Annotated in this window: 14 protein-coding genes; 11 read left to right on the forward strand and 3 right to left on the reverse strand. The window is 64.6% G+C overall.

What is annotated here, in order from left to right; translation table 11 throughout:
- The first annotated feature begins 40 nt into the window (after positions 1 to 40).
- The 3 genes from FBZ88_RS20280 (at position 41) to FBZ88_RS20290 (ending at position 5440) form a co-directional block, all read left to right on the forward strand.
- Positions 41 to 1627, forward strand: a complete 1587-nt coding sequence (locus FBZ88_RS20280) for a RimK family protein (protein ID WP_186464510.1) — start codon at positions 41 to 43, stop codon at positions 1625 to 1627.
- 198 nt (positions 1628 to 1825) lie between these two features.
- Positions 1826 to 4351 (forward strand): protein translocase subunit SecD, encoded by a 2526-nt coding sequence (gene secD / locus FBZ88_RS20285; RefSeq protein ID WP_145618979.1) that lies wholly within the window; start codon positions 1826 to 1828, stop codon positions 4349 to 4351.
- A gap of 366 nt (positions 4352 to 4717) precedes the next feature.
- Positions 4718 to 5440 (forward strand): hypothetical protein, encoded by a 723-nt coding sequence (locus tag FBZ88_RS20290; protein ID WP_145618980.1) that lies wholly within the window; start codon positions 4718 to 4720, stop codon positions 5438 to 5440.
- A 156-nt stretch (positions 5441 to 5596) separates the two neighbouring features.
- Here FBZ88_RS20290 and rnd read toward each other — a convergent pair whose 3' ends face one another.
- The gene (rnd, locus tag FBZ88_RS20295; protein ID WP_145608359.1) at positions 5597 to 6748 is read right to left on the reverse strand and encodes a ribonuclease D; all 1152 of its coding nucleotides are present in this window, start codon (positions 6746 to 6748) and stop codon (positions 5597 to 5599) included.
- 311 nt (positions 6749 to 7059) lie between these two features.
- Between rnd and FBZ88_RS20300 the strand changes: the two genes are divergently transcribed.
- From FBZ88_RS20300 to FBZ88_RS20315, 4 genes are all read left to right on the forward strand, one after another.
- Positions 7060 to 9207, forward strand: a complete 2148-nt coding sequence (locus tag FBZ88_RS20300; protein WP_145618981.1) for a TonB-dependent receptor — start codon at positions 7060 to 7062, stop codon at positions 9205 to 9207.
- Positions 9208 to 9359: 152 nt separating this feature from the next.
- A complete protein-coding gene (gene aspS, locus FBZ88_RS20305) occupies positions 9360 to 11180 on the forward strand; it encodes an aspartate--tRNA ligase (protein WP_145618982.1) in 1821 nt (606 codons plus the stop codon).
- A 112-nt stretch (positions 11181 to 11292) separates the two neighbouring features.
- Positions 11293 to 12303 carry a nucleotide kinase domain-containing protein gene (locus FBZ88_RS20310; protein ID WP_186464511.1) on the forward strand — a complete coding sequence of 337 codons (1011 nt, stop codon included), beginning with the start codon at positions 11293 to 11295 and terminating at the stop codon, positions 12301 to 12303.
- Between the two features lie 89 nt (positions 12304 to 12392).
- A complete protein-coding gene (locus tag FBZ88_RS20315; RefSeq protein ID WP_186464512.1) occupies positions 12393 to 14063 on the forward strand; it encodes a MazG nucleotide pyrophosphohydrolase domain-containing protein in 1671 nt (556 codons plus the stop codon).
- A 7-nt stretch (positions 14064 to 14070) separates the two neighbouring features.
- Here the strand turns inward: FBZ88_RS20315 and FBZ88_RS20320 are convergent, their stop codons facing one another.
- Positions 14071 to 14676: an Nmad2 family putative nucleotide modification protein gene (locus FBZ88_RS20320; RefSeq protein WP_145618984.1), complete on the reverse strand. Its 606-nt coding sequence runs from the start codon at positions 14674 to 14676 to the stop codon at positions 14071 to 14073.
- 694 nt (positions 14677 to 15370) lie between these two features.
- Positions 15371 to 17527, reverse strand: coding sequence for a TonB-dependent siderophore receptor (locus tag FBZ88_RS20325; protein WP_186464513.1), 2157 nt, complete (start codon positions 17525 to 17527; stop codon positions 15371 to 15373).
- A 317-nt stretch (positions 17528 to 17844) separates the two neighbouring features.
- Here FBZ88_RS20325 and FBZ88_RS20330 point away from each other — a divergent pair, with 317 nt between their 5' ends.
- The 4 genes from FBZ88_RS20330 to FBZ88_RS31595 all read left to right on the forward strand — a co-directional run bounded on the left by FBZ88_RS20330 (position 17845) and on the right by FBZ88_RS31595 (position 21872).
- Complete coding sequence (locus tag FBZ88_RS20330; protein ID WP_145618986.1) at positions 17845 to 20802, forward strand: M16 family metallopeptidase; 2958 nt, start codon at positions 17845 to 17847, stop codon at positions 20800 to 20802.
- A gap of 30 nt (positions 20803 to 20832) precedes the next feature.
- Entirely contained in the window at positions 20833 to 21315 is a 483-nt protein-coding gene (locus FBZ88_RS20335) for a DUF1579 family protein (RefSeq protein WP_145618987.1), read from the forward strand.
- A 69-nt stretch (positions 21316 to 21384) separates the two neighbouring features.
- Positions 21385 to 21609: a hypothetical protein gene (locus FBZ88_RS20340; RefSeq protein WP_145618988.1), complete on the forward strand. Its 225-nt coding sequence runs from the start codon at positions 21385 to 21387 to the stop codon at positions 21607 to 21609.
- On the forward strand, positions 21609 to 21872 hold the full coding sequence (locus FBZ88_RS31595) for a ParE family toxin-like protein (protein WP_145618989.1): 264 nt from the start codon (positions 21609 to 21611) through the stop codon (positions 21870 to 21872). Before FBZ88_RS20340 ends, FBZ88_RS31595 begins: the two co-directional genes overlap by 1 nt.
- The last annotated feature ends 4 nt before the right edge of the window (positions 21873 to 21876 follow it).

Raw genomic sequence — 21876 nt, forward strand, 5'->3', positions numbered from 1 at the left:
CGCCACAGCCGTCCCTTCCCCTTCGGTTCCCGTGCGCCCCTTGGCGCGGACCGTATCCGACCTGGTCGTGGTGGTGGAGCGGCGGCAGGATTTCCGCTGGCCCGATCCTGACGGCCGGGTCATGACCGCCGGCGCTTATGTCGCCGCCCGGCCGGGCCGCCCGCGCCGCGTCATCAATTTGTGCCGCCACGCCGACTATCTGTCCGCCGGCTATTACGCCTCCCTGCTGGCGGAGGCGCGCGGCGACCGGGTGACGCCCGCCCTGCGCACGCTCGCCGACCTGACTGGCAAAGCCGACCTGGCCGACAGCCTCGCGGATCTGAACGCCGGCCTGGCGCACCTGCCACCCCCGCCGGCCGGCGCCACGCGGCACGCCGCCAACATCTATTTCGGCCGCACGCCCGATGTCGGCCTGACGGAGGTCGCCGCCCGTCTGTTCCAGCGGCTGGATTGCCCGCTGATGCGCCTGACCCTGGCGTATGAGGACGGGGGGTGGCGCATTGCCAGCGTGGCGGCCATGGGCACCGACGCCGTGCCCCGGATGCACGACGTCTTTTTCCTGAACGCGCTGGAGACGTACGCCCGCCGGCGCTGGCAGCGGCCCCGGGGGCCGGCGGCGGCGTCCTTCACCCTGGCGGTGCTGCACGACCCGGCCGATCCCCTGCCGCCCAGCAAGGCCAGCACGCTGGCGCATATGGCGCGGGTGGGCGCAGACCTGGGTGTGCGGGTGGAGGTCATCGGCCGCCGCGACTACCGCCACCTGGCGCAATTCGATGGCCTGTTCATCCGGGAGACGACGGCCGTGCCCCACCACACCTTCCGCTTCGCCCGCAAGGCCGAGGCGCTGGGCATTCCGGTGGTGGACGACGCAACCAGCATCCTGCGCTGCACCAACAAGGTCTTCCTGGCGGAAACGCTGGCCGGCCACGGCGTGGCCACCCCGCGCACCCGCCTGGTGACCCGCGCCACCGTGGCGGAGGTCGGGGCCGCGCTGACCTTCCCCGCCGTGCTGAAGGTGCCGGACGGCGCCTTCAGCCGGGGGGTGGAGCGCGTGATGGACATCGACGCCTTCCACCGTGTGGCGGCGGCCCTGCTGGCGCGGTCACAGATCATCCTGGCGCAGGACTACCTGCCCACCGCCTTCGACTGGCGGGTGGGCCTGCTGGGGGGTGAGGTGCTGTTCGTAGCGCAATATTACATGTGCCCCCGGCATTGGCAGATCGTGCGCCACGCCGCCGACGGCAGCCATGACGAGGGTGCCACCCGCGCCGTGGCGGTGGCCGACACCCCGCCCGCTGTCCTGGCCGCGGCGACGGCCGCCGCCCGTCTGATGGGCAACGGCCTTTACGGCGTGGATCTGAAGCAACTGCCCTCGGGCGAGGTCGTGGTGATCGAGGTGAACGACAATCCCAACCTGGATGTGGGGGCGGAGGATCGCGCCGCTGGCCCCCTGCTGTGGCGCCGCGTCATCGGCCATTTCCTGACGGCCGCCGGCCGCGCGCCCATCCCCGGCAGCACCGCCGTGTCCGCCGCTGATTTGCCGGCCGGCAGCCAGCCCGCCGCCGAACGCGCGGCCCTGGCGCGCCGCAGCGGTGCGGGCGGCGGTGGCGTGACCCGCCGGATGTGAGGATGCCAGGGACGGAATGGCTCCATCTGCCGATGGGGTCATTTCGCTTTTTTGGTTGGAAGCGTGCGGGGGTGCGGGTATTCAAGGCGCTTGGTTTAACCGGCCCGTGGTGGGTGTTCCGCCGGGCCGCCTGTTCCCTGCGGCGGACGTCCCCACATGAGGGGGGCCCCGTGCCAGGTTCCAAGGACGTCGTACCCTATGCTGCGCTTTTCACCGCTCAAGTCCGCGTTGATCGCCCTGGTCTGTTTCCTGGGCGTGGTCTTCTCCCTGCCCAGTCTGATATCCAAGGATTACCTGCCCGGCTGGATGGCCGACCGGCACGTCAACCTGGGCCTGGACCTGAAGGGTGGCTCCTACCTGCTGCTGCAGGTGGACAGCGACGCGGTGGCGAAGGAACGGGTGGAGAGCCTGGTCGATGAGGCGCGCACCGCCCTGCGTACCGCCAAAATCCAGACCAGCAGCGTCACCCCCGCCGGCCGGTCCGTGACCATCACCGTGGCCGACGGCGGCGACGTGGACGCGGCGCGCAAGGCCCTGGGCCCCATCGCCACGGCCACCACCGGCGGCGGCGTGCCCGAGGTGGACCTGCGCACCGACGGCCAGGCCATCGTGCTGACCCTGACCGACGCCGGCTTCAAGGACCGCATCGACAAGGCGATGGCGCAGTCGCAGGAAATCGTCCGCCGCCGCATCGACGAGACGGGCGTGAACGAGCCGGTGGTGGCCCGCCAGGGCGGCGACCGCATCCTGGTGCAGCTGCCCGGCGTGGAAGATCCGGGCCGCATCAAGCGCCTGATCGGCCAGACCGCCAAGATGACCTTCCGCCTGGTGGTGACGGATGAGGCGCCGCGCGCCGACGGCGCCGCCCCCCCGGGCACGCAGGTCCTGCCCGTCATGGACGGCCGGGGCGACCGCAAGATCCTGGTGCGCAAGAAGGTTGAGGTCGACGGTGCCAACCTGACCGACGCCAGCCCCACCACCGACCAGAACGGCCGCTGGGTCGTGGCCTTCCGCTTCGACAGCATCGGCGCCCGCCGCTTCGCCGAGACGACCACGAACAACGTGGGCAAGCCCTTCGCCATCGTGCTGGACGACAAGGTCATCAGCGACCCCGTCATTCAGGAGCCCATCACCGGTGGCCGTGGCCAGATCAGCGGCAGCTACACCGCCCAGACGGCCAACGACCTGGCCGTGCTGCTGCGCGCCGGCGCCCTGCCGGTGCCGCTGACGGTGGTGGAAGAACGGACCATCGGGCCGGAGCTGGGCGCCGACAGCATCCATGCCGGCCTGACCGCCGTGGCCGTGGGCTTCGTCCTGGTCGTGGCCTACATGCTGATCAGCTACGGCATCTTCGGCGTGTTCGCCAACATCGCCCTGCTGTGCAACCTGTTCCTGACCCTGGCCCTGCTGGGCATCCTGCAGGCCACGCTGACCCTGCCCGGCATCGCCGGCGCCCTGCTGACCCTGGGCATGGCCGTCGACGCCAACATCCTGATCAACGAGCGCATCCGCGAGGAACTGCGGAAGGGCGCCACGCCCCTGGCGGCGCTGGAGGCCGGCTTCTCCAAGGCCTACGCCACCATCACCGACAGCAACCTGACCACGCTGATCAAGATGGCCATCCTGTTCTCGGTCGGCACCGGGACCATCAAGGGCTTCGCCGTCACCATCAGCCTGGGCATCCTGACCTCGATGTTCACGGCCACCGTGGTGGCGCGCGCCATCACCGCCAGCTGGTTCCGCCGCTTCCGGCCCAAGGCGCTGGTGGTGGGCACCCGCCTGCGCCCGGCGCCGGACCACACGAACTTCCAGTTCATGCGCGGCCGTTACATGGGCATCGGCCTGTCGGTGTTCCTGTCGCTGGCCTCCGTCGTGCTGTTCTTCAAGCCCGGCCTGAACTACGGCGTGGACTTCGCCGGCGGTGTCGTCATCGAGATCCGCACCGACGGTCCGGCCGACTTCAGCAAGCTGCGCTCCAAGATGGAAAGCCTGCACCTGGGCCCCGTCCAGCTGCAGCAGTTCGGCTCCCCCTCCGACGTGCTGATGCGGCTGGAGCAGCAGGCCGGCGGCGACGCCGCCCAGCAGGGGGCGGTCAAGGCCGTGCAGGAGGAGCTGAACAAGGACTTCCCCGGCGCCGTCATCCGCCGCCAGGAAGCCGTGGGTGCCTCGGTCAGCGCCGAGCTGTTCCACGACGGCATGCTGGCCCTGGGCCTGGCCTCCATCGCCATGCTGGTCTACATCACCTTCCGCTTCGAATGGCAGTTCGGCATCGGCGCCGTGGTCACCATGCTGCTGGACGTGACGAAGACCGTGGGCTTCTTCGCCATCACCGGCATGCAGTTCAACCTGACCTCCATCGCCGCCATCCTCACCATCATGGGTTACTCGATCAACGACAAGGTCGTGGTCTATGACCGTGTGCGTGAGAACCTGCGCCTCTACCGCAAGATGCCCCTGCGCGAGCTGATCGACCGCAGCATCAATGAGACGCTGAGCCGCACCATCGGCACCTCGCTGGCCATTTTCCTGGTGACCGTGCCCTTGGCCCTGCTGGCGGGCGAGCAGCTGCGCGAGTTCGCCTGGGTGCTGCTGTTCGGCGTGGTGCTGGCGACGTCGTCGTCCATCTTCATCGCCGCCCCCATCCTGCTGTTCCTGGGCGAAAAGAGCCTGCGCCGGCCCACGCCGGCCGATGGTTCCGCCGCCCCGCCCGCCCCGGCGGAGTAAAGGATCGTACCTGGTGGCCGGTTGTCCGGGGCGGCGCCCTTGGCAACCGGCGTGCCAGAATAAAAAGATAATAAAAACAGATGGTTGCAAAATCGCATTGAACCGATTTGCAACTAATCGGGAATAAGATTCCTGGTGACCGGCAGAAAATGCCGGTGCATTCCTGCCGATTTAATCGCAGGTTTGTTGGCCTGTTCTGGCCACTTCATTAAAAATCAAGGCTTCTCAAGTGTTTGCCGGCTGGTCCCGGGCTTGCGACGGGCCGCCGGTGCGCGCGCCATTGCGCCACCCGTGGGCGCGGCTGGCCGGGGGGCAGCCCAAGGCCGGCCCCGCCCAGGGTTCATGGCCACCGGGGAGAACCCTTCCATGAGTTCCATATCCTCCGTGGGCTCGTCCCAGGCGTCTTACGGCGCCTGGAAGGCCCAGCAGGCGTCATCGGCCTCAAGCACCGATGACACCTCGTCCACCGACTCCACCTCTTCCGCCGCCTCGCTGCTTGGCGGTGATGGCACCACCACCAACGGCACCAGCAATCCCTTCAGCTTCCAGCTGAGCGGCGACCTGCTGTCGGCCCTTCAGGGCGTCACGCCCACGCAGGGGACGACGACGGCCGCGGCCGACAGCAGTACGACCGCTGATGCCAGCAGCACCGACCCGACCATCGATCCGGTCACGGGCCAGCCCATTGACCCGGCCACCGGCCTGCCGATCACGACGGCGTCCGCGGATGGCACTGGGACGGATGGTACGGGGGCCGATGGCACCGACGCATCCCAGGGAGCATCCCAGGGCGCGCCCAAGGCCCATCACGGCGGCCACCATGGCCACCACGGCGGTGGCGGGATGAAGGCGGATGACAGCCTGTTCGGCGATCCGGCGACGTCCAGCACCACGGCCACCAGCACCACTACTGCCAGCACCGACACCACCGACACCACCGGCACCAGCGCCGATGGCAGCGGCAACGGCACGTCCACCGGCACTACGGCCAGCAGCGATTTCTTGAGCCTGCTGAACAGCACGACGCCGATTGCCGGCTCGTCCACCGCCTTCATGGCCCAGTTGCAGGGTTCCCTGATGGCCGCCTGAGGCGGGCATGGGGCAACGCCGCCGCCCAAAGGGGTGGGCGTTCCAGTTTGACGATGTCGCGCGGCGGCGCATGAAACCATGCGCGCCTGCGTGTCCTTTCGCGGAATATGTCCTGGCCGGCCGACGCCGGCGCAACCCTGGACCCGGCCTGCAGCCTCAGTCCAGGTTCACCAGCTTGACCTTGCGGTTCTCCATGGCCAGGGCCAGCTTGCCGTGCTTCAGCGCCAGGGCCTGGCGGCCGAACAGGTCGAAGCGCCAGCCGGTCATGGCCTGCACCTTGGCGTTGTCGTCGGCGGCGATGGCCTCCAGATCAGCGGCATTGGCCACCAGGCGGCTGGCCACATCCTCGTCATCGCACACCAGCTTCAGCAGCACGCGCAGCAGTTCCACCGTGGGGGCGATGCCAGCGGGCAGTTCGGCGCGCGGCTCCGTCCGGGGCAGGGCGCTGTCGGGCAGGCTGCGCGCCTTCTCGATGGCCGCCAGGATTTCGGTACCGTAACGACCCGCGGCCATGCTTGGGCCCAGGCCACGCGTGCGGCCCAGGTCATCCACCGTGCTGGGGGTGTGGGCGGCGATCTCCATCAGGGTCTCGTCACGCACCACGCGGTTGCGCGGGATGTCCTTGCGCTGGGCCTCGCGCTCGCGCCAGGCGCACAGCTCCTTCAGCACGGCGATGAAGCGCGGCTTGTCGGTGCGCGGCTTCAGCCGGCGCCAGGACTCGTCCGGGTCCTGGCGGTAGGTGTCCGGGCTGGTCAGGATGGCCATCTCATCGGCCAGCCATTCCTCGCGGCCCGTCTTGTCCAGGCGGCGGCGGATCTTCTCATACGCCGGGCGCAGGTGGGTCACGTCCGACAGGGCGTAGGTCAGCTGCCGGTCGGTCAGTGGCCGGTTGGACCAGTCGGTGAAACGGCTGGATTTGTCGATGCGGGCGTTGGTCAGCTTGGTGATCAGCGTCTCATAGCCCACGCTGTCGCCGAAGCCGCAGACCATGGCCGCGACCTGGGTGTCGAACAGGGGGGTGGGCACGGTGCCGGTCAGGTTGAAGAAAATCTCCAGATCCTGGCGGGCGGCGTGGAAGACCTTCAGCACGGCCGGGTTGGCCAGCAGCGCGAACAGCGGCGACAGGTCGATGCCGTCGGCCAGCGGGTCTATGGCGGCGGCCTCGTCGGGGCCGGCCACCTGCACCAGGCAAAGCTGCGGGTAGTAGGTCTTCTCCCGCATGAATTCGGTATCGACGGTGACGTACGCGGCGGAGGCCAGGCGGTCACAGAAGGCGGAGAGGTCGGCGGTATTGGTGATCAGCGTCATGGGGTTCTTCACATACTATAGCTAAGCGCGCGTGCATAGGGCCTGCTGTCCCGCCGCCCGGGAATAGGGCCGCCGGGCATCGAGTCGGGACGGATGGGACGGTGTTTCCGTCGCCCCGCCTGGGCGCCGCGGACCATCCCCACGCATGGCAGCCATTCGCATCCTGAAAATCGCAGTTTTGCCATCGATACGGCGTTACCCGCCGGCAAGGGTGGCCGGGGGCCGGGAGGGTTCGCTTGACAGAATGTCGCAGGCTTAATATGCGAGTGATTATCAAAAACATTCGCATAAGAACAAAGGGGACCTCTGTGATGCGCGCCCGCCTGCTGCTTTCCGCCTGCCTCTTCACCGCCCTGCTGCCCCTCACGGCCTTCGCCGCCGGCCCCGATGAGGCCGATGCCGCCGCCGAGGGGGCCAAGTCCGGCGGCGCCCTGCCCGAGGTGGTGGTCAGCGCCGACCGCCAGGCGGCGATGGGCTACAACCCCAAGGACGCGGTCAGCGCCACGCGCATGGACATGGCGCTGCGCGACGTGCCGCAGACGGTGAACGTGGTGCCCCTGGCGGTGATGCGGGACCAGGGCGCCCTGTCGCTGCAGGACGTCATGCGCAACATCCCCGGCATCGGCCTGTCCACCGGCGACGGCCAGCGCGACCAGGTTTCCATCCGCGGCTTCTCCGCCATCACCGACCAGTATGTCGACGGCCTGCGCGACGACGCCCTCTATTTCCGCGACCTGTCGAACCTGCAATCGGTCGAGGTGGTGAAGGGGCCGGCCTCCGTCCTCTACGGCCGCGGCTCCTCCGGCGGCCTGATCAACCGCATCACCAAGAAGCCGGGCATCGATTTGGCGGAGGCGAGCTTCCGCTATGGCGGCTGGGACGACCGGCGGGGGGAGGTGGACCTGGCCCATGTGCTGCCCGACACCGGTATCGCCCTGCGCCTGACCGGCGCCATCGAGGCCGCCGACAGCTATCGCCAGCAGCAGTTCCTGGACCGCAAGGCCGTGGCGCCCTCGGTGGAATTCAACCTGGATGAAAAGACCAAGCTGCTGGTCCAGGCCGATTACCTGGAGGACAAGCGCGTCACCGATTTCGGCATCCCGGCCTATCACGGCCTGCCGGTGGACGTGGCGCCCGGCACCTATTACGGCGCCGCCAACGCCCGGGACGCGGACTACAGCCAGTCCCGCGTCCGCTCCACCACCGAGACGCTGACGCATGAGGTGAACGACAGCCTGTCGCTGCGCAACGCCTTCCGCTACTACCGCTACAACCTGGACCGCCGCAACACGCTGGTCGGTTCGGTCAACGAGGCGGCGCGCACGGCGGCCCTCACCCGCTCCATCGTCGGCCGGTATGAGCACGGCTGGTTCAACCAGAGCGAGGCGGTGCAGAAGTTCAGCCTGGCGGGCATCGACAACCAGCTGCTGCTGGGGCTGGAGGTCGGGCACCAGACCAAGGACGCCATCACCTATTCCCAGGGCACGGTGGCCACCGTCGCGCTGTTCAACCCGGTGCTGCCGACCCTGAACCCCGGCACCTTCGGCACCATCACCGCCAACAACCGCGGCCTGTTCGACACCACCGGCGTCTATGCCCAGGACATGGTGACCCTGCTGCCGCAGCTGAAGGCGCTGGTGGGCATGCGATTCGACCGGTTCGAGCAGCGCACGCTGCAGCATCTCGCCAACCTGGCCAACCTCAGCCGCACGGATCGGAACTGGAGCCCGCGCGCCGGCCTGGTGTGGCAGCCGACGGACGACAAGGCCGAGGTCGCCCAGTCCTACTACGTGTCGTGGAGCCGCTCGTTCCAGCCCTCGGGCGAGGCCTTCTCCGTTGCCGCCAACAACGCCGACATCGCGCCGGAAAGCACCCGCAATGTCGAGGTGGGCGCCAAGCTGGACTTCTGGCAGGGCCGGCTCAGCACCACGGCCTCGCTGTTCCGCCTGGAACGCAGCGGCATCAAGACCACCGACCCGGTGACCCAGAAGCTGCTGCCCATCGGCGTGCAGCGCACGGATGGTGTGGAGCTGACCGGGGCGCTGGACCTGTCGGACGGGTGGAAGGCCATCGCCGGCTATGCCTATCTGGATGCCCGCGTCACGGAATCCGTGGCCAAGGACGCCGGCCAGAATGTGCAGGGCAAGCGCGCCACCATCACGCCGCGCCACAGCACCAACCTGTGGCTGACCAAGGCCTTCGGCGACCGTTTCGGCCTGGGTGGCGGCATGAACTATGTCGGCGACCGCTACGCCAACCCGGGCAACACCGTGACCCTGCCGTCCTATGTCACGGTGGACGCCATGGCCTGGTACCGTCAGGGGCCGGTGACCCTGCAGGTCAACGTCTACAACATCACGGATGAGCGCTACATCGTCTCGGCCCACGGCTCCAACGCCAACCTGAACCTGCCGGGCAGCCCCCGGTCGGTCATGGGTAGCGTCAAGATCAGTTATTAAGGGGGACCAAGGCGGCCGGGCGCCGGGCAAATCGGCCCGGCCGTCTTGACAATCCGCCCCCGTCCGGCCCTAGTGTCCGCCGGTCCGTCAGTCCGCGTTTTCGCGGATCGGCGGCGCTATTGCCCAACCCGCACTCGTCAAGGCCCGGCCCCATGCATCCCTATCGTACCCACACCTGCGGCGCCCTGCGTCAGGAAGACGCCGGCCAGACCGTCCGCCTCTCCGGCTGGATCCACCGCAAGCGTGACCACGGCCAACTGCTGTTCGTCGACCTGCGCGACAATTACGGCCTGACCCAGTGCGTGATCGATATCGATAATCCCGGCTTCAAGGTGCTGGAATCCGCCCGCCTGGAATCGGTCATCACCGTGACCGGCCGCGTGGTGGCCCGCACGGCCGACACCATCAACGACAAGCTGCCCACCGGCCACATCGAGGTGAAGGCGGATGAGATCGTGGTGCAGAGCCTGGCCGACCAGCTGCCCCTGCAGGTGAATTCCGACCAGGACGCGGGCGAGGACATCCGCCTGCGCTACCGCTTCCTGGATCTGCGGCGTACCAAGATGCACCGCAACATCCACCTGCGCTCCAACGTCATCGCCTCGGCCCGCCGCCGCATGATCGAGGCCGGGTTCACCGAGTTCCAGACCCCCATCCTGACCTCGTCCTCGCCGGAGGGTGCGCGCGACTTCCTGGTTCCGGCGCGCAACCATCCGGGCAAGTTCTACGCCCTGCCGCAGGCGCCGCAGCAGTTCAAGCAGCTGCTGATGGTGGCGGGCTTCGACCGCTATTTCCAGATCGCCCCCTGCTTCCGTGACGAGGACAGCCGCGCCGACCGCTCCCCCGGCGAGTTCTACCAGCTCGACTTCGAGATGAGCTATGTCACCCAGGACGACGTGTTCGCCGCCATCGAGCCCGTCATCCACGGCATCTTCACCGAGTTCCGCGACTTCACCGGTGTGGCCAAGACCGTCAGCCCCTATCCGTTCCCGCGCATTCCCTATGCCGAGAGCATGCTGAAGTACGGCAACGACAAGCCGGACCTGCGCAACCCGCTGGTGATCACCGACGTGTCGGCCGTGTTCCGCCGCGACGACGTGGAGTTCAAGGCCTTCCGCGGCGTGCTGGACAAGGGCGGCGTGGTCCGCTGCGTCAAGGCGCCGGCCGTGGGGGACAAGCCCCGTAGCTTCTTCGACAAGCTGAACGACTGGGCCCGCGGCCTGGGCGCGCCCGGCCTGGGCTACATCCTGTTCGAGAACGGCACCGGCAAGGGCCCCATCGCCAAGTTCGTGCCCGAGGCGGCGCAAGGTGTGCTGCGCGAGCTGACCGGCGCCGTGGACGGCGACGCCGTGTTCTTCGTCTGCGACCTGGAAGGCCCCGCCGCCAAGCTGGCGGGCCAGGCCCGCACCCGCATCGGTGAGGAACTGGACCTGATCGAGAAGGACGCCTTCCGCTTCTGCTGGATCGTCGACTTCCCGATGTACGAGAAGGATGAGGAGACGGGGAAGATCGACTTCTCCCACAACCCCTTCTCCATGCCGCAGGGCGGCCTGGAGGCCCTGACCAGCATGAACCCGCTGGACATCAAGGCCTTCCAGTACGACATCGTCTGCAACGGCATCGAACTGTCCTCGGGCGCCATCCGTAACCACAAGCCCGAGATCATGTACAAGGCGTTCGAGATCGCCGGCTATACGGCCGAAGACCTCGAGACCCGCTTCGGCGGCATGCTCTCGGCCTTCAAGCTGGGCGCCCCGCCGCACGGCGGTTCCGCGCCTGGCATCGACCGCATCGTCATGCTGCTGGCCGATGAGCCCAACATCCGCGAGGTCATCGTCTTCCCGCTGAACCAGCGCGCCGAAGACCTGCTGATGCAGGCCCCCAACGCCGTCGACACCGCGCGGCTGAAGGAACTGCACATAAAGCTCGACCTGCCCAAGCCCAAGGTGACCACCGAGGCCAAGGAAGGCTGAGGCCGGGACCGTCGCTGAGGCGGAGTGTCAAGGCGGGCGGCGTCTGGAAGGGCGCCGCCCGTTTGATTTAACCGCTAGTTTAAGCAAAGCTGTTCCGCCATATTGGTGATACATGGATAGATCCCCTGTTTTTGACACTTATTGGCAGTTTGCAGCTGAGCGCCTCTTCATATACTATCGGCGGCTTGCGGGTAAGCCCTCGCCGTGGACGTCCGATCGAATACTAAAAGAACATAGATTTACCAATACTTATCGAGCTTCTGATAGGGTAAGTCAGTATCTTATCCGTGAAGTCCAATATCATGGCCACCGCTCGCAGGCGGTTGATGAACTCTTCTTTCGTACTATACTTTTTAAGCTATTCAATAAAATAGAGACCTGGGAAGCGCTGGAGCGCGAGGTTGGTCCTATTTCATGGCAGGGCGCTGATTTTGATTTATTAGATCGGGCGCTTCATAAAATCATTGGTTGCGGTGGCCGTATCTATTCTGCTGCTTATATAATGCCTTCGCCTTCTTATGGTGCGGAGCGCAAGCATACAAACCACCTACGTTTATTGAAATCGATGATGAACGATAGGCTTCCTGCGCGAATATGTAGAGCGGATAGTCTTCGCTCTGTATTTAATCTTCTTTTGTCTTATCCTGGAATTGGAAAGTTTCTAGCCTTCCAATTTACAATAGATCTCAACTACTCGTCGATGCTGGATTTCGATGAGGGTGAGTTTGTTGTTGCGGGGCCAGGTGCTTTGGATGGCATTTCGAAATGCTTTCCATCTGCTTCGCTTGCTGATGCTGAACGCGTGATCATGAAGATCACAGAACGCCAGGCCGATGAGTTCGCGGAGCGTGGAATCAATTTTCCGGGTCTTTTTGGGCGCCCCCTACAGCCAATCGACTGTCAGAATTTGTTCTGTGAAATTTCCAAATATGCGCGTGCTGCGCATCCCGATATTAAAGGTATCGCTAATCGACAGCGTATCAAGCAGGTTTATCGTTCGGCTAGAAAGCCAATCAGTGTTCCTTTTTTTCCGCCCAAGTGGGGGCTTCAGATCTCGCATTCTCCTGAGATACCCGACGTCCGATGGGGTGATGTTAGCAAACAGCAACCGTCCTTGTTTTAACTTTAGCTGTGCCAGCTGAGGCTTGAGCCACAACTTTATCTTGCGCTTTTGGCCATTGTTTGATCATGTGGGGAGATCGGGAGGGCCAAATGCTCGTTTCAGAATATCAGGCATTTGTCGAAGAAAGCGATCAGTTTGCTGACCGCAAGCATTCTGTGCGTCTTGATATTGCTTTATATGGTTTGGCAGGCGAGGTAGGGTCGGTTGTTGCAGCTATCAAAAAGCGGCTTCTTGGTCCTAAAGAAGTCAACTGGCGAGGGAAGAGTGAAGAGATAGAAGAGGAGCTTGGTGATGCGTTGTGGTATTGCTTCTATGTGGATAAGGTGATCGCACCGACGCGGGAAATTAACATTCTTGCGCTCGATATCAAGAATCTGAAGGACGAAATTGGGGCCGATAACGACCGGGCTCGGCGCATCAAAGGAGCGTTGACCCCTGAGAGAAGTGCTCAGTTCCTTGAGGCTGCGCAGGTATTTCCTATCTCAGCGTCGGAAATTAAGTTTGATGATTATCAGAAATTGGCATTCCTGACAGCGCGGACCAGCGATGCCACGTTGGTTGAAGTTTGCCTTGCAGTGCTTTGGCAGCTAAATGCCGAACTTTTGAGGCAGAAGCTACCAGAGATCGAGCGTGAGCTGAATAGAACTCTTCCAGATCGTGATATGAATCAGGTTCTAGGGGAGATTATTTGGCATCTGTCAGCCTTGGCGAGCCTTTATAATATAAAACTCAGTAAAGTCGCCGCAAAAAATATTAAAAAAGTCATGATGAGGCAAAAGAGGGGGCGAAGAACCCCATTGCACGATCGTAATTACAAAATAGCGGAACAAATACCAAGAAAATTCGAAGTGTCATTTGTCACTCTAGGCAATAATAAGGCTCGTATGTATTTTGAAGGAAGGCAGTTAGGCGATCCACTTACGGATAATAATTATGACGATGATGGTTACCGCTATCATGACGTAATGCATCTGGCAAATGCGGCAGTTCTTGGCTGGTCGCCCGTGCTTCGTAAGCTATTGGATTGCAAGCGGCGAAGTGACCGGAGAATCGATGAGGTTGAGGACGGTGCTCGTGCGCAGATCGTAGAAGAGGCCGTCATCAAAGCAATACATGCGGAAGGTGTGCGCCTTGCTCGTTCGAGGATGCGAAAGCGTTCTGAGCCAGAGAGACTTTTTCCCCATCGCAATGACGTTAGTTTCCGATTCTTGCAATTGGTTCGAACTTTTGTTTCTGATCTCGAAGCAAGGAGGAACTTATTCTGGGAGTGGGAAGAGGCGATCTTCCTTGGCCACGAGATGTTTCATCTTCTTCGCCAAGAAGGACAAGGAACGATCATTGTCGATCTAGAAAAGCAATATCTTTCTTTTCGGCCGGAGGTGTGTGTCGACATTAACGGTTCAGTTGCGGCTTTTGGGTCGGCTGCTATCCCTTTTACGGCGAGCGCCGAGCAATTGCGCTTGCTTCTCACTGAAGTTGAGAAAGTCCGTACTATATTTCCAGATGATAAAAGCGTTCGTGTGCAGATCGCGCGAAAAGCTGCAATACTTAATGCTCTTAGTCTCGGAGATAGATTAGAAGCGCTGTACGCTGAGCTTGACGTGACACCGCTTGATGCCCATCGCATTAGCGTTCGTGGAAGGGGAGAGGTTGCGCACCAGCTTCGCCGGCGAAATATTATAAGATTCCGAACAACACTTGCCGATTCAAGTGTTGCAACGCATTGCACCGCCCTTGGTGTCGCTGATCCTGCCGGGTAAACCTTTGCTAAAGGTCGATATGCGCCCAGTCAGCAGGCTCACCTAGATACCCTCGCTCGGGCTGTTGGCTAAGCCAAGCAAGCATGGCTGCCAGCCGATCCGGCTGGAAATTGCACTTCCAGCCTTGGAACTTTACGACAAAATCCGATAGAGATTGTGGAATCTTAGGGCCAGCTGAACCCCAGTACGCAAATTCATGGCCAACCAGCACGCGGTCCGTGCGGCTAGTATCCTTTCGAAGATTATAGAGGCTTAGCTGTCCATCAATCTCGCTATGAAACGAATCTACCCAGCGCCACTCACCTGTATGTAGGTCACGGAAATAAATGTTATCGCCATGGCGTTGCATTGCGCTGCCTCGCATAGCCGGCTTTTTTAATGTGAAGCGTGGATCATTCCAGAATTGATCGAAGGTAATGATTTCTTCGACGTGCATCCAATAGGTCAAATACCCCTGGCGGCCCACTTTAACGCTACCGGTTCCTATAACAAAATCGCCAACTTTTGCGTATTTACGAATATCGGCTTTGCAACACGCTAATGTACAGGCGCCGAAGAATGGATTCGGCGCAAACCCAAGATCGTGTTCGATGACGTAGGTGTGTAATTTCAATTTAGCAATTTCGCGCCGTAAAAGGTGCGACCTGTGGCGATCCGTCTAAAGTGTCATAGGCTGGTTGATCCAGCCCGCAAATTGCTTGCCGGACGCGTGCTGCATCCCAAATCACCTGATCAGAACTATACTTTTTGAATGTGGCCGGTACTTCCTTGGCTGCATCGCTTTTGGGCCAGATTCCAATTATTCTACGTCCTTCGCTAGCCGCCGCTGTCATTGCGGCTTCAAATATCTTATCATCAGTTAAGCTCTCGTATAGCAGGACAAGGATCGCCGGACTGGGATTTAGGCAGACTGGGGAACCTGAAGGTAGCGCATCGCCGTCAAGCGCCAATCCCGCAGCAGTGAGCAGAGAGCGAACCATTTGAACATCGGCGGCCGAGTCTTGGTAGAGAGTGATTGAAGGCACAATTCGTTCCCACTATCTCAGGTCAGAAGTGTCCCGCCGCTGAACGACATGGAGGCGATGCCCTATAAAACCACTATAGGTTTCAATTCGCAATAAGATCCATGTCGCAAGGGAGGCTCGCCTCGACGCGACATTAGCTTGGCGCGTAAAGTGCTCTGCTCGGCGTTGGGTCCCCCAATGCGCCGCTATAGTGGTAAACAATAGCCTCAATTCACCCTGGACGCGCCAGCCCGAAGCTCCCGCCCCGGGCTGGCGCGTCCAGTACTCTCCTACCTCAGCGCATCACCACCGATACGCCACGTTCGCCTTCACGTCCCGCCCCGGGCCGTACCAGCACCAGATGCTGCTGTAGCAGGAGGAGATGTAGCGGCGGTCCAGCAGGTTGGTGGCGTCGATGTTCAGGGTCAGGCCGTCCAGCTGCGGGGCCAGGTGCTTGAAGTCGTAGCTGCCCATCAGGTCGAACAGGGTGGCGCCGGGGATGGTCAGGCTGCCGCTGCCGGCCACGCCGTTGTAGCCGCGGCCGATGTAGCGCACGCCGCCGCCGAAGCCCAGGCCGGCCAGGGGGCCGTCCTGCAGGATGTAGTTGGCATAGCCGTTGGCCGTGGTCTGCGGCACGGCGTAGGGGCGGGTGCCTTCCAGGCCGGAATTGTCCTTGGTCACCTGGTTGTCGATGTAGGTGTAGCTGGCGTGCAGGGTCAGCCCGGTGATGGGGTGGGCCGAGCCCTCCAGCTCCACGCCGCGCGACCGCACCTCACCCGCCGCGATGGAGGCGGTGGGGAAGCTGGGGTCGGTGGTGGCGACGTTGGTCTCGCGCAGCTCATACAGGCTGGCGGTCAGCAGGGCGTTCCACACCTTGGGCTGGTACTTCACGCCCACCTCGACCTGCTTGCCCTCCGTCGGGGCCAGCACGTTGCCGTTCCGGTCCACCGTGGTCTGCGGCAGGAAGGAGGTGGCGTAGGACACGTAGGGCGCCACCCCGTTGTCGAACAGGTAGAGCAGGCCGGCGCGGCCGGTGAACTTGCTCTCATCCTTCGACGTCGTGCCGTTGCTGAGATGGTCCAGCTGGCTGATGTCCAGCCAGTCGTTGCGGCCGCTCAGCACCAGGCGGAAGCCGCCGTAGGAGATCTGGTCCTGGGCGTAGACGCCGGTCTGGCTCATGTGCAGGCGCACGTCGAAGCTGGTGGCCGGCAGGGTGAAGGCGGAGCCGTAGACGGGGTTGAAGACGTCGATGTCGGCGACGCTGCCGCCGAAGCCCGAGGCCTCCGTCTGCACGGTGTTCTGGAAGTCGACGCCGAAGATCAGGTTGTGGGTCAGGGCGCCGGTGCGCACCACGCCGGTGACGTTGTTGTCCAGCGTGACGTTGTTCAGCTCCTCCCGCGCCACGGCCAGGGCGCGGGCCAGCTTGGTCTCATTGGCGTCGGTGAAGTAGCCGGCGTTGTAGACGCTGTTGTACAGCGTCGTCAGGTGCATGTAGCGGGTGTTCTGGTGCACCGCCCAGTCGTCGTCGAACTTGTGGGTGAACAGCGAGGTGACCATGTTTTCGGTGCGGTTGAACCGCTCGAAATCCGGCTCGCCATCATAGAAGTCGCGCGCGACCTGGCCATTGGGGTTGGGCAGCAGCGAGCCCTGGACGGGCACGGAGCCATAGGCGCCGCTCCGGGGGTCCTGCTGGTGCACGTACAGCACGGTCCAGCTGGTCTTGTCGTCGGGGCGGTAGGTCAGGCTGGGGCTGACGCCGAAGCGTTCGGACTCGGTGTGGCTGATCTGGGTGTCGGAGCGGTCGTTGACCCCCACCAGGCGATAGCTCAGCACGCCGTTGGGGTCGAGCGTGCCGCCGATGTCCGCCGTTTCGCGCACGGTGCCAAAGCTGCCGGCGGTCACGCTGACCTCACCGAAGGTCTGGCCGGTGGGCAGCTTGCTGGTCAGGGCGGCGATGCCGCCGGGGTTGGCGTTGCCGTAGAGCACGGAGGCCGGGCCTTTCACCACCTCGATCCGCTCCAGGAAGGACAGGTCGATCTGCGGCGTGGCGTAGCCGTTGACCGAGCTGATGAGGTGCAGGCCGTCCAGGTACTGGTCGGCGTTGAAGCCGCGCACGGTCATCAGGTCATAGCGGCCGGCGGTGTTGCCGCGCGTGTCGGTGGCGACACCGGCCGTGTAGTTCAGGGCGTCGTTCAGGTTTTCCGCCACGCGCAGGTTCAGCTCATCCCGGCTGATGACGCTGACCGACTGCGGCGTTTCCACCAGCGGGGCCGCGGCCTTCAGGGCGCTGGCGGCATCGGTGGCGGAACGCTGGCCGATGATCACCACCTCGCTGGAGGGGCTGGCGTCAGGCGCCGCGTCGTCCGCCGCCCAGGCGCCGCCGGCGCTCAGGGCGACCATGGAGACGGCCGAGGCCAAGGCCAGGGGATACACAGAGAGGAACTGCCGCAGGTTGGACATGGAAAGGCTCCAGCAACTAATAATTATTATCATTTCTAACGGGATGGTTATGCGTCGGGAATTGTGAATGCAAGTGACTTTCATTCTTGCATGGCAGCCTTCCGCCGCATGCCGGGCCCGCCTGTCGCCCGCATGGGCGTGACAGTGGGCGGGGCCAGGGCTTGGGCGGGGGCGCGAACGTGGTGGGGATCGTTTTGTTACAACGAATTAACCAAATGCCCCGCCTCAGCCGGGCGGTTTTGGGCTATGTAGGAACCAGGCCCATTCCCGGACGCCGCAGTCGCGCGGCCGGCAGCCCAAGAAGGAAGACGGCACCCATGATGCGCTTCACCCGCACGTTCACGGCCGCGGCCAAGGCCCTGGCCCTGACCACGGCCCTCTGCTCCAGCCTGCCCGCGCTGGCAGGGGGGATGGGGGCGGCCGACACGCCCATCGTGCCGGGGGCGGAGGTACCGGGGGGCAAGGTGTCGGTGCCGCCGCTGGCCATCACCGAGCGCACGCTGGCCAACGGCCTGAAGGTCATCGCCCTGCCGGACACCACCACGCCCACCGTGTCGGTGCAGGTGTGGTACAGCGTCGGCTCCAAGGATGATCCCAAGGGGCGCAGCGGCTTCGCCCACCTCTTCGAGCACATGATGTTCAAGAGCACGCGCGACATGGCGGCGGAGCAGTTCGACCGCCTGACGGAGGATGTGGGCGGCTACAACAACGCCTCCACCAACGCCGACTACACCAACTATTTCGAGACCGTGCCCGCCAACCACCTGGAGCGCATCCTGTGGGCGGAGGCGGAACGCATGGGCTCCCTCGTCGTGGATGAGGAGAACTTCAAGTCCGAGCGTGACGTGGTGAAGGAGGAATTGCGGCAGCGGGTGCTGGCCCAGCCCTACGGCAAGCTGTTCTACCTCATGTTCCCGCAGGTCAGCTTCAAGGTGCATCCCTACGGCCGCCCCGGCATCGGCAGCATCGAGGATCTGGACGCCGCTACCCTGCAGGACGTGCAGGCCTTCCACGCCACCTATTACCGGCCGGACAACGCCACCCTGGTGGTGGTGGGCAACTTCAAGCCCGAGGAACTGAACGCCTGGGTGGACAAGTATTTCGGCCCCCTGACCCATCCGGCCACGCCCATCCCGCGGGTGACGGCGGTGGAGCCGGCGCGCACCGCCCCGCAGACCCTGACGGTGACGGAGGCCAACGCCCCCCTGCCGGCCGTGCTGCTGAGCTATCCCTTCCCCAAGGCGACGGACAAGGACCTGCCGGCCCTGCTGGTGCTGGACAGCATCCTGGGCCATGGCGACAGCAGCCGCCTGAACCAGTCCCTGGTCTATGAGAAGCAGGTGGCCAGCCAGGTCTTCACCTTCCAGGAGGTGAACCAGCAGCCGGGCGCCTACGCCATCGGCGCCATCCTGGCCGGCGGCGCCACGGCCGAGGCGGGGGAGAAGGCCCTGCTGGAGGAACTGGACAAGGTGTCCAAGGACGGCGTGACGGAGGCCGAGCTGGCCGCCGCCCGCAACCAGCTGGTGACCGATGAACTGGAGGAGCGGGAGACGGCCAACGGCCGCGCCAGCCTGCTGGCCCGCGCCGCCGTCATCTTCGGCGATCCCAAGCGTGCCGACACCCTGCTGGCCGACGTGCAGGCGGTGACGGCCGACGATGTGAAGCGGGTGGCGGCCACCTGGCTGAAGCCCGAGACCAAGATTTCCGTGCGTTATGTTCCCGCGGAGGGAGCCGAGAAGGGCACCGACACGGTGGCGACCTCCCCCGCCATCGACGCGGCCCCGCTGGTGGTGCCGGCCGACCTGAAGGTGGTGCAGCCGGCCCCGGCCGACCAGCGCCAGGCCCCGCCCACCGCCGGCCCGGCCGTGGACGCGGCCCTGCCGCAGCCGGTGGAAAAGCGCCTGGCCAACGGCCTGCGCGTCATCGTGGCGCCCACCCACGGCGTGCCGCTGATCCAGGCCAGCCTGCGCATCGGCGGCGGCGGGGCGGTGGACCCGGCACGCCTGCCCGGCACGGCGGCCATGACCGCCAGCGTGCTGACCAAGGGCACGGCCAAGCGCTCCGCCCCGGAGATCGCGCGCGATGTCGAGGCGCTGGGCGGCACCCTGAACGCCGCCGCCGGCTGGGACGGGTCGGAGCTGTCGCTGCTGGTGAAGGGCGACGTGTTGGCCCCGGCCATGGAGATCTTCGCCGACGTGGCCCGCAACCCGGCCTTTCAGAAGGACGAGCTGGAGCGGGAGCGGCACCAGGCGCTGGACGGCCTGTCCGTCGCGCTGAAGGACCCCGCCGGGATCGCCAAGCTGGTGGGCCCGCGCGTGCTCTACGCCGACGCCGCCTACGGCCACCCACTGACCGGCACGCCCAAATCGCTGGCGGCGCTGAAGCCCGCCGACCTTTCCGCCTATCACCACACCTGGTGGCGGCCGGATAACGCCACCCTGGTGCTGGCCGGCCCGCTGACGGCGGAGCAGGGCTTCGGCATCGCCCAGAAGCTGTTCGGGGACTGGGCGAAGCCGGCGACGCCCCTGCCGGCGCTGCCCGCCTCGCCCGCGCAACCCGCCGGGCGCGCCGTTGTGGTGGACCTGCCCAAGGCCGGCCAGGCGGCGGTGCTGGTGGTGCGGCCGGGCTTGGCCCGGTCGGACAAGGACTACTACCCGGCCAGCGTGGCCAACGCCGTGCTGGGCGTGGGCTATTCCTCGCGCCTGAACGAGGAAATCCGCATCAAGCGGGGCCTGAGCTACGGCGCCGGCTCGGCCCTGGATTTCCGCCGGGTGCCGGGGCCCTTCGTCGCCAGCACACAGACCAAGAACCCCTCCGCGCCTGAGGTCGCCGGCCTGATCATGACGGAGATGGGCAAGCTGGGCACCCAGGCGCCGGGCGAGGCGGAGCTGGCCGGCCGCAAGGCCGTATTGATCGGCAATTTCGGCCGCACGGTGGAAACCACCCACGGCGTGGCCAGTCTGGTGGGCAGCCTGGCCCTGCAGGGCGTCGACCTGGGCGAAATCGGCCGCTACATCAGCAGCGTCCAGGCCGTGACCCCCGCCCAGGTGCAGGCTGCCGCCGCCCGCACCCTGTCGCCGGCCCAAAGCAGCCTGGTGGTGGTGGGCGACAGCGCCCAGTTCCTGCCCGCCCTGAAGCAGAAATACCCCAAGGTGCAGGTCATCCCCGCCGCCCAGCTGAACCTGGATAGCGGCAGCCTGAAGGCGGCGGCGCCCAAGAAGGAGGTGGGCAAGAAGGATGCGGGCAAGGCCGACGCCAAGGCCGGACAGCCGTAAGCCGGGGGGCCGTAAGCCGAGGAGAAGGTCATGCAGGAGGAGATGCGGCGGCTGACCGCCGCCTTCGCCGGCGACTGGGCGGGCACGGAGGCGGTGCTGCCCAGCCCCTTCGGCACCGGGGGCCCGGGCGTGGCGCGCATGACCGTGCGCCCCGCGCTCAATGCCCATCATCTGGTGCTGGACTATGTCTTCGACCGGGGGGAGGCCGGCACCTTCACCGCGCACGGCGTCCTGACCTGGGACTCCGACGTGGCGGTGCATCTGCTGTTCTGGTTCGACGACATGGGCTATGTGCCGGCCACCCCGGCGCCCGGCCTGTGGGGGCCGGTGGAGGGGGTGGAGGAACCGGGCGCCGAAGGCTACACCTTCATCCGCACCTCCCCGCGCGGCCGCGCCCGCCACCGCTATTGGTGGCCCGTGCCCGATCACATGGAAACCGCCATCGACCGCTCCATCGACGGCGGCCAGACCTGGACGCCCTTCCTCAAGGGCAGCTACCGGCGGCAGGGGTAGTGGCTCGGGTCGTTTGACGCATCCATCCCCGGTGCCTACATTGTGAAGACAGAATTAAGGAACCGCGCCATGGCCACGCTGCTGGAAAAAGCGTTCGAACGAGCGGCGAAGTTGCCGGCTGCTGAGCAGGACCAGATTGCCACGCTCATGCTCGATGAGATGGAGGATGAGCTGGAATGGCAGGCGAAATTCAGCCGGGACACCGTGAAGCTGGATGAGATCGCAAGAGATGTGCGGGCGCAGATCCTGCACGGCGAAACATTGCCCCTCATACCGGACGAATTGCCGGAATAATGCAGTCGCGGGCGACCAAGGGCTTCTGGCGGCTATACCGTCAGTTGCCGCGAAACATCCGAAAGTCGGCCAAGCGTGCATACGTCATGTGGAAAATGGATCCGCAATACGCGGCGCTCCATTTCAAGCGGCTGAACACAAAAGAGCCGATGTATTCAATACGTGTGGGTCTGCACTACCGGGCGCTTGGGCTTTCCGAAGGCGACACGATCTATTGGTTCTGGATCGGCACGCACGCCGATTACGATACACTGATACGATAGCAAG

The sequence above is a fragment of the Nitrospirillum bahiense genome, assembly GCF_007828025.1.
In the GTDB taxonomy this organism is placed as follows: domain Bacteria; phylum Pseudomonadota; class Alphaproteobacteria; order Azospirillales; family Azospirillaceae; genus Nitrospirillum; species Nitrospirillum amazonense.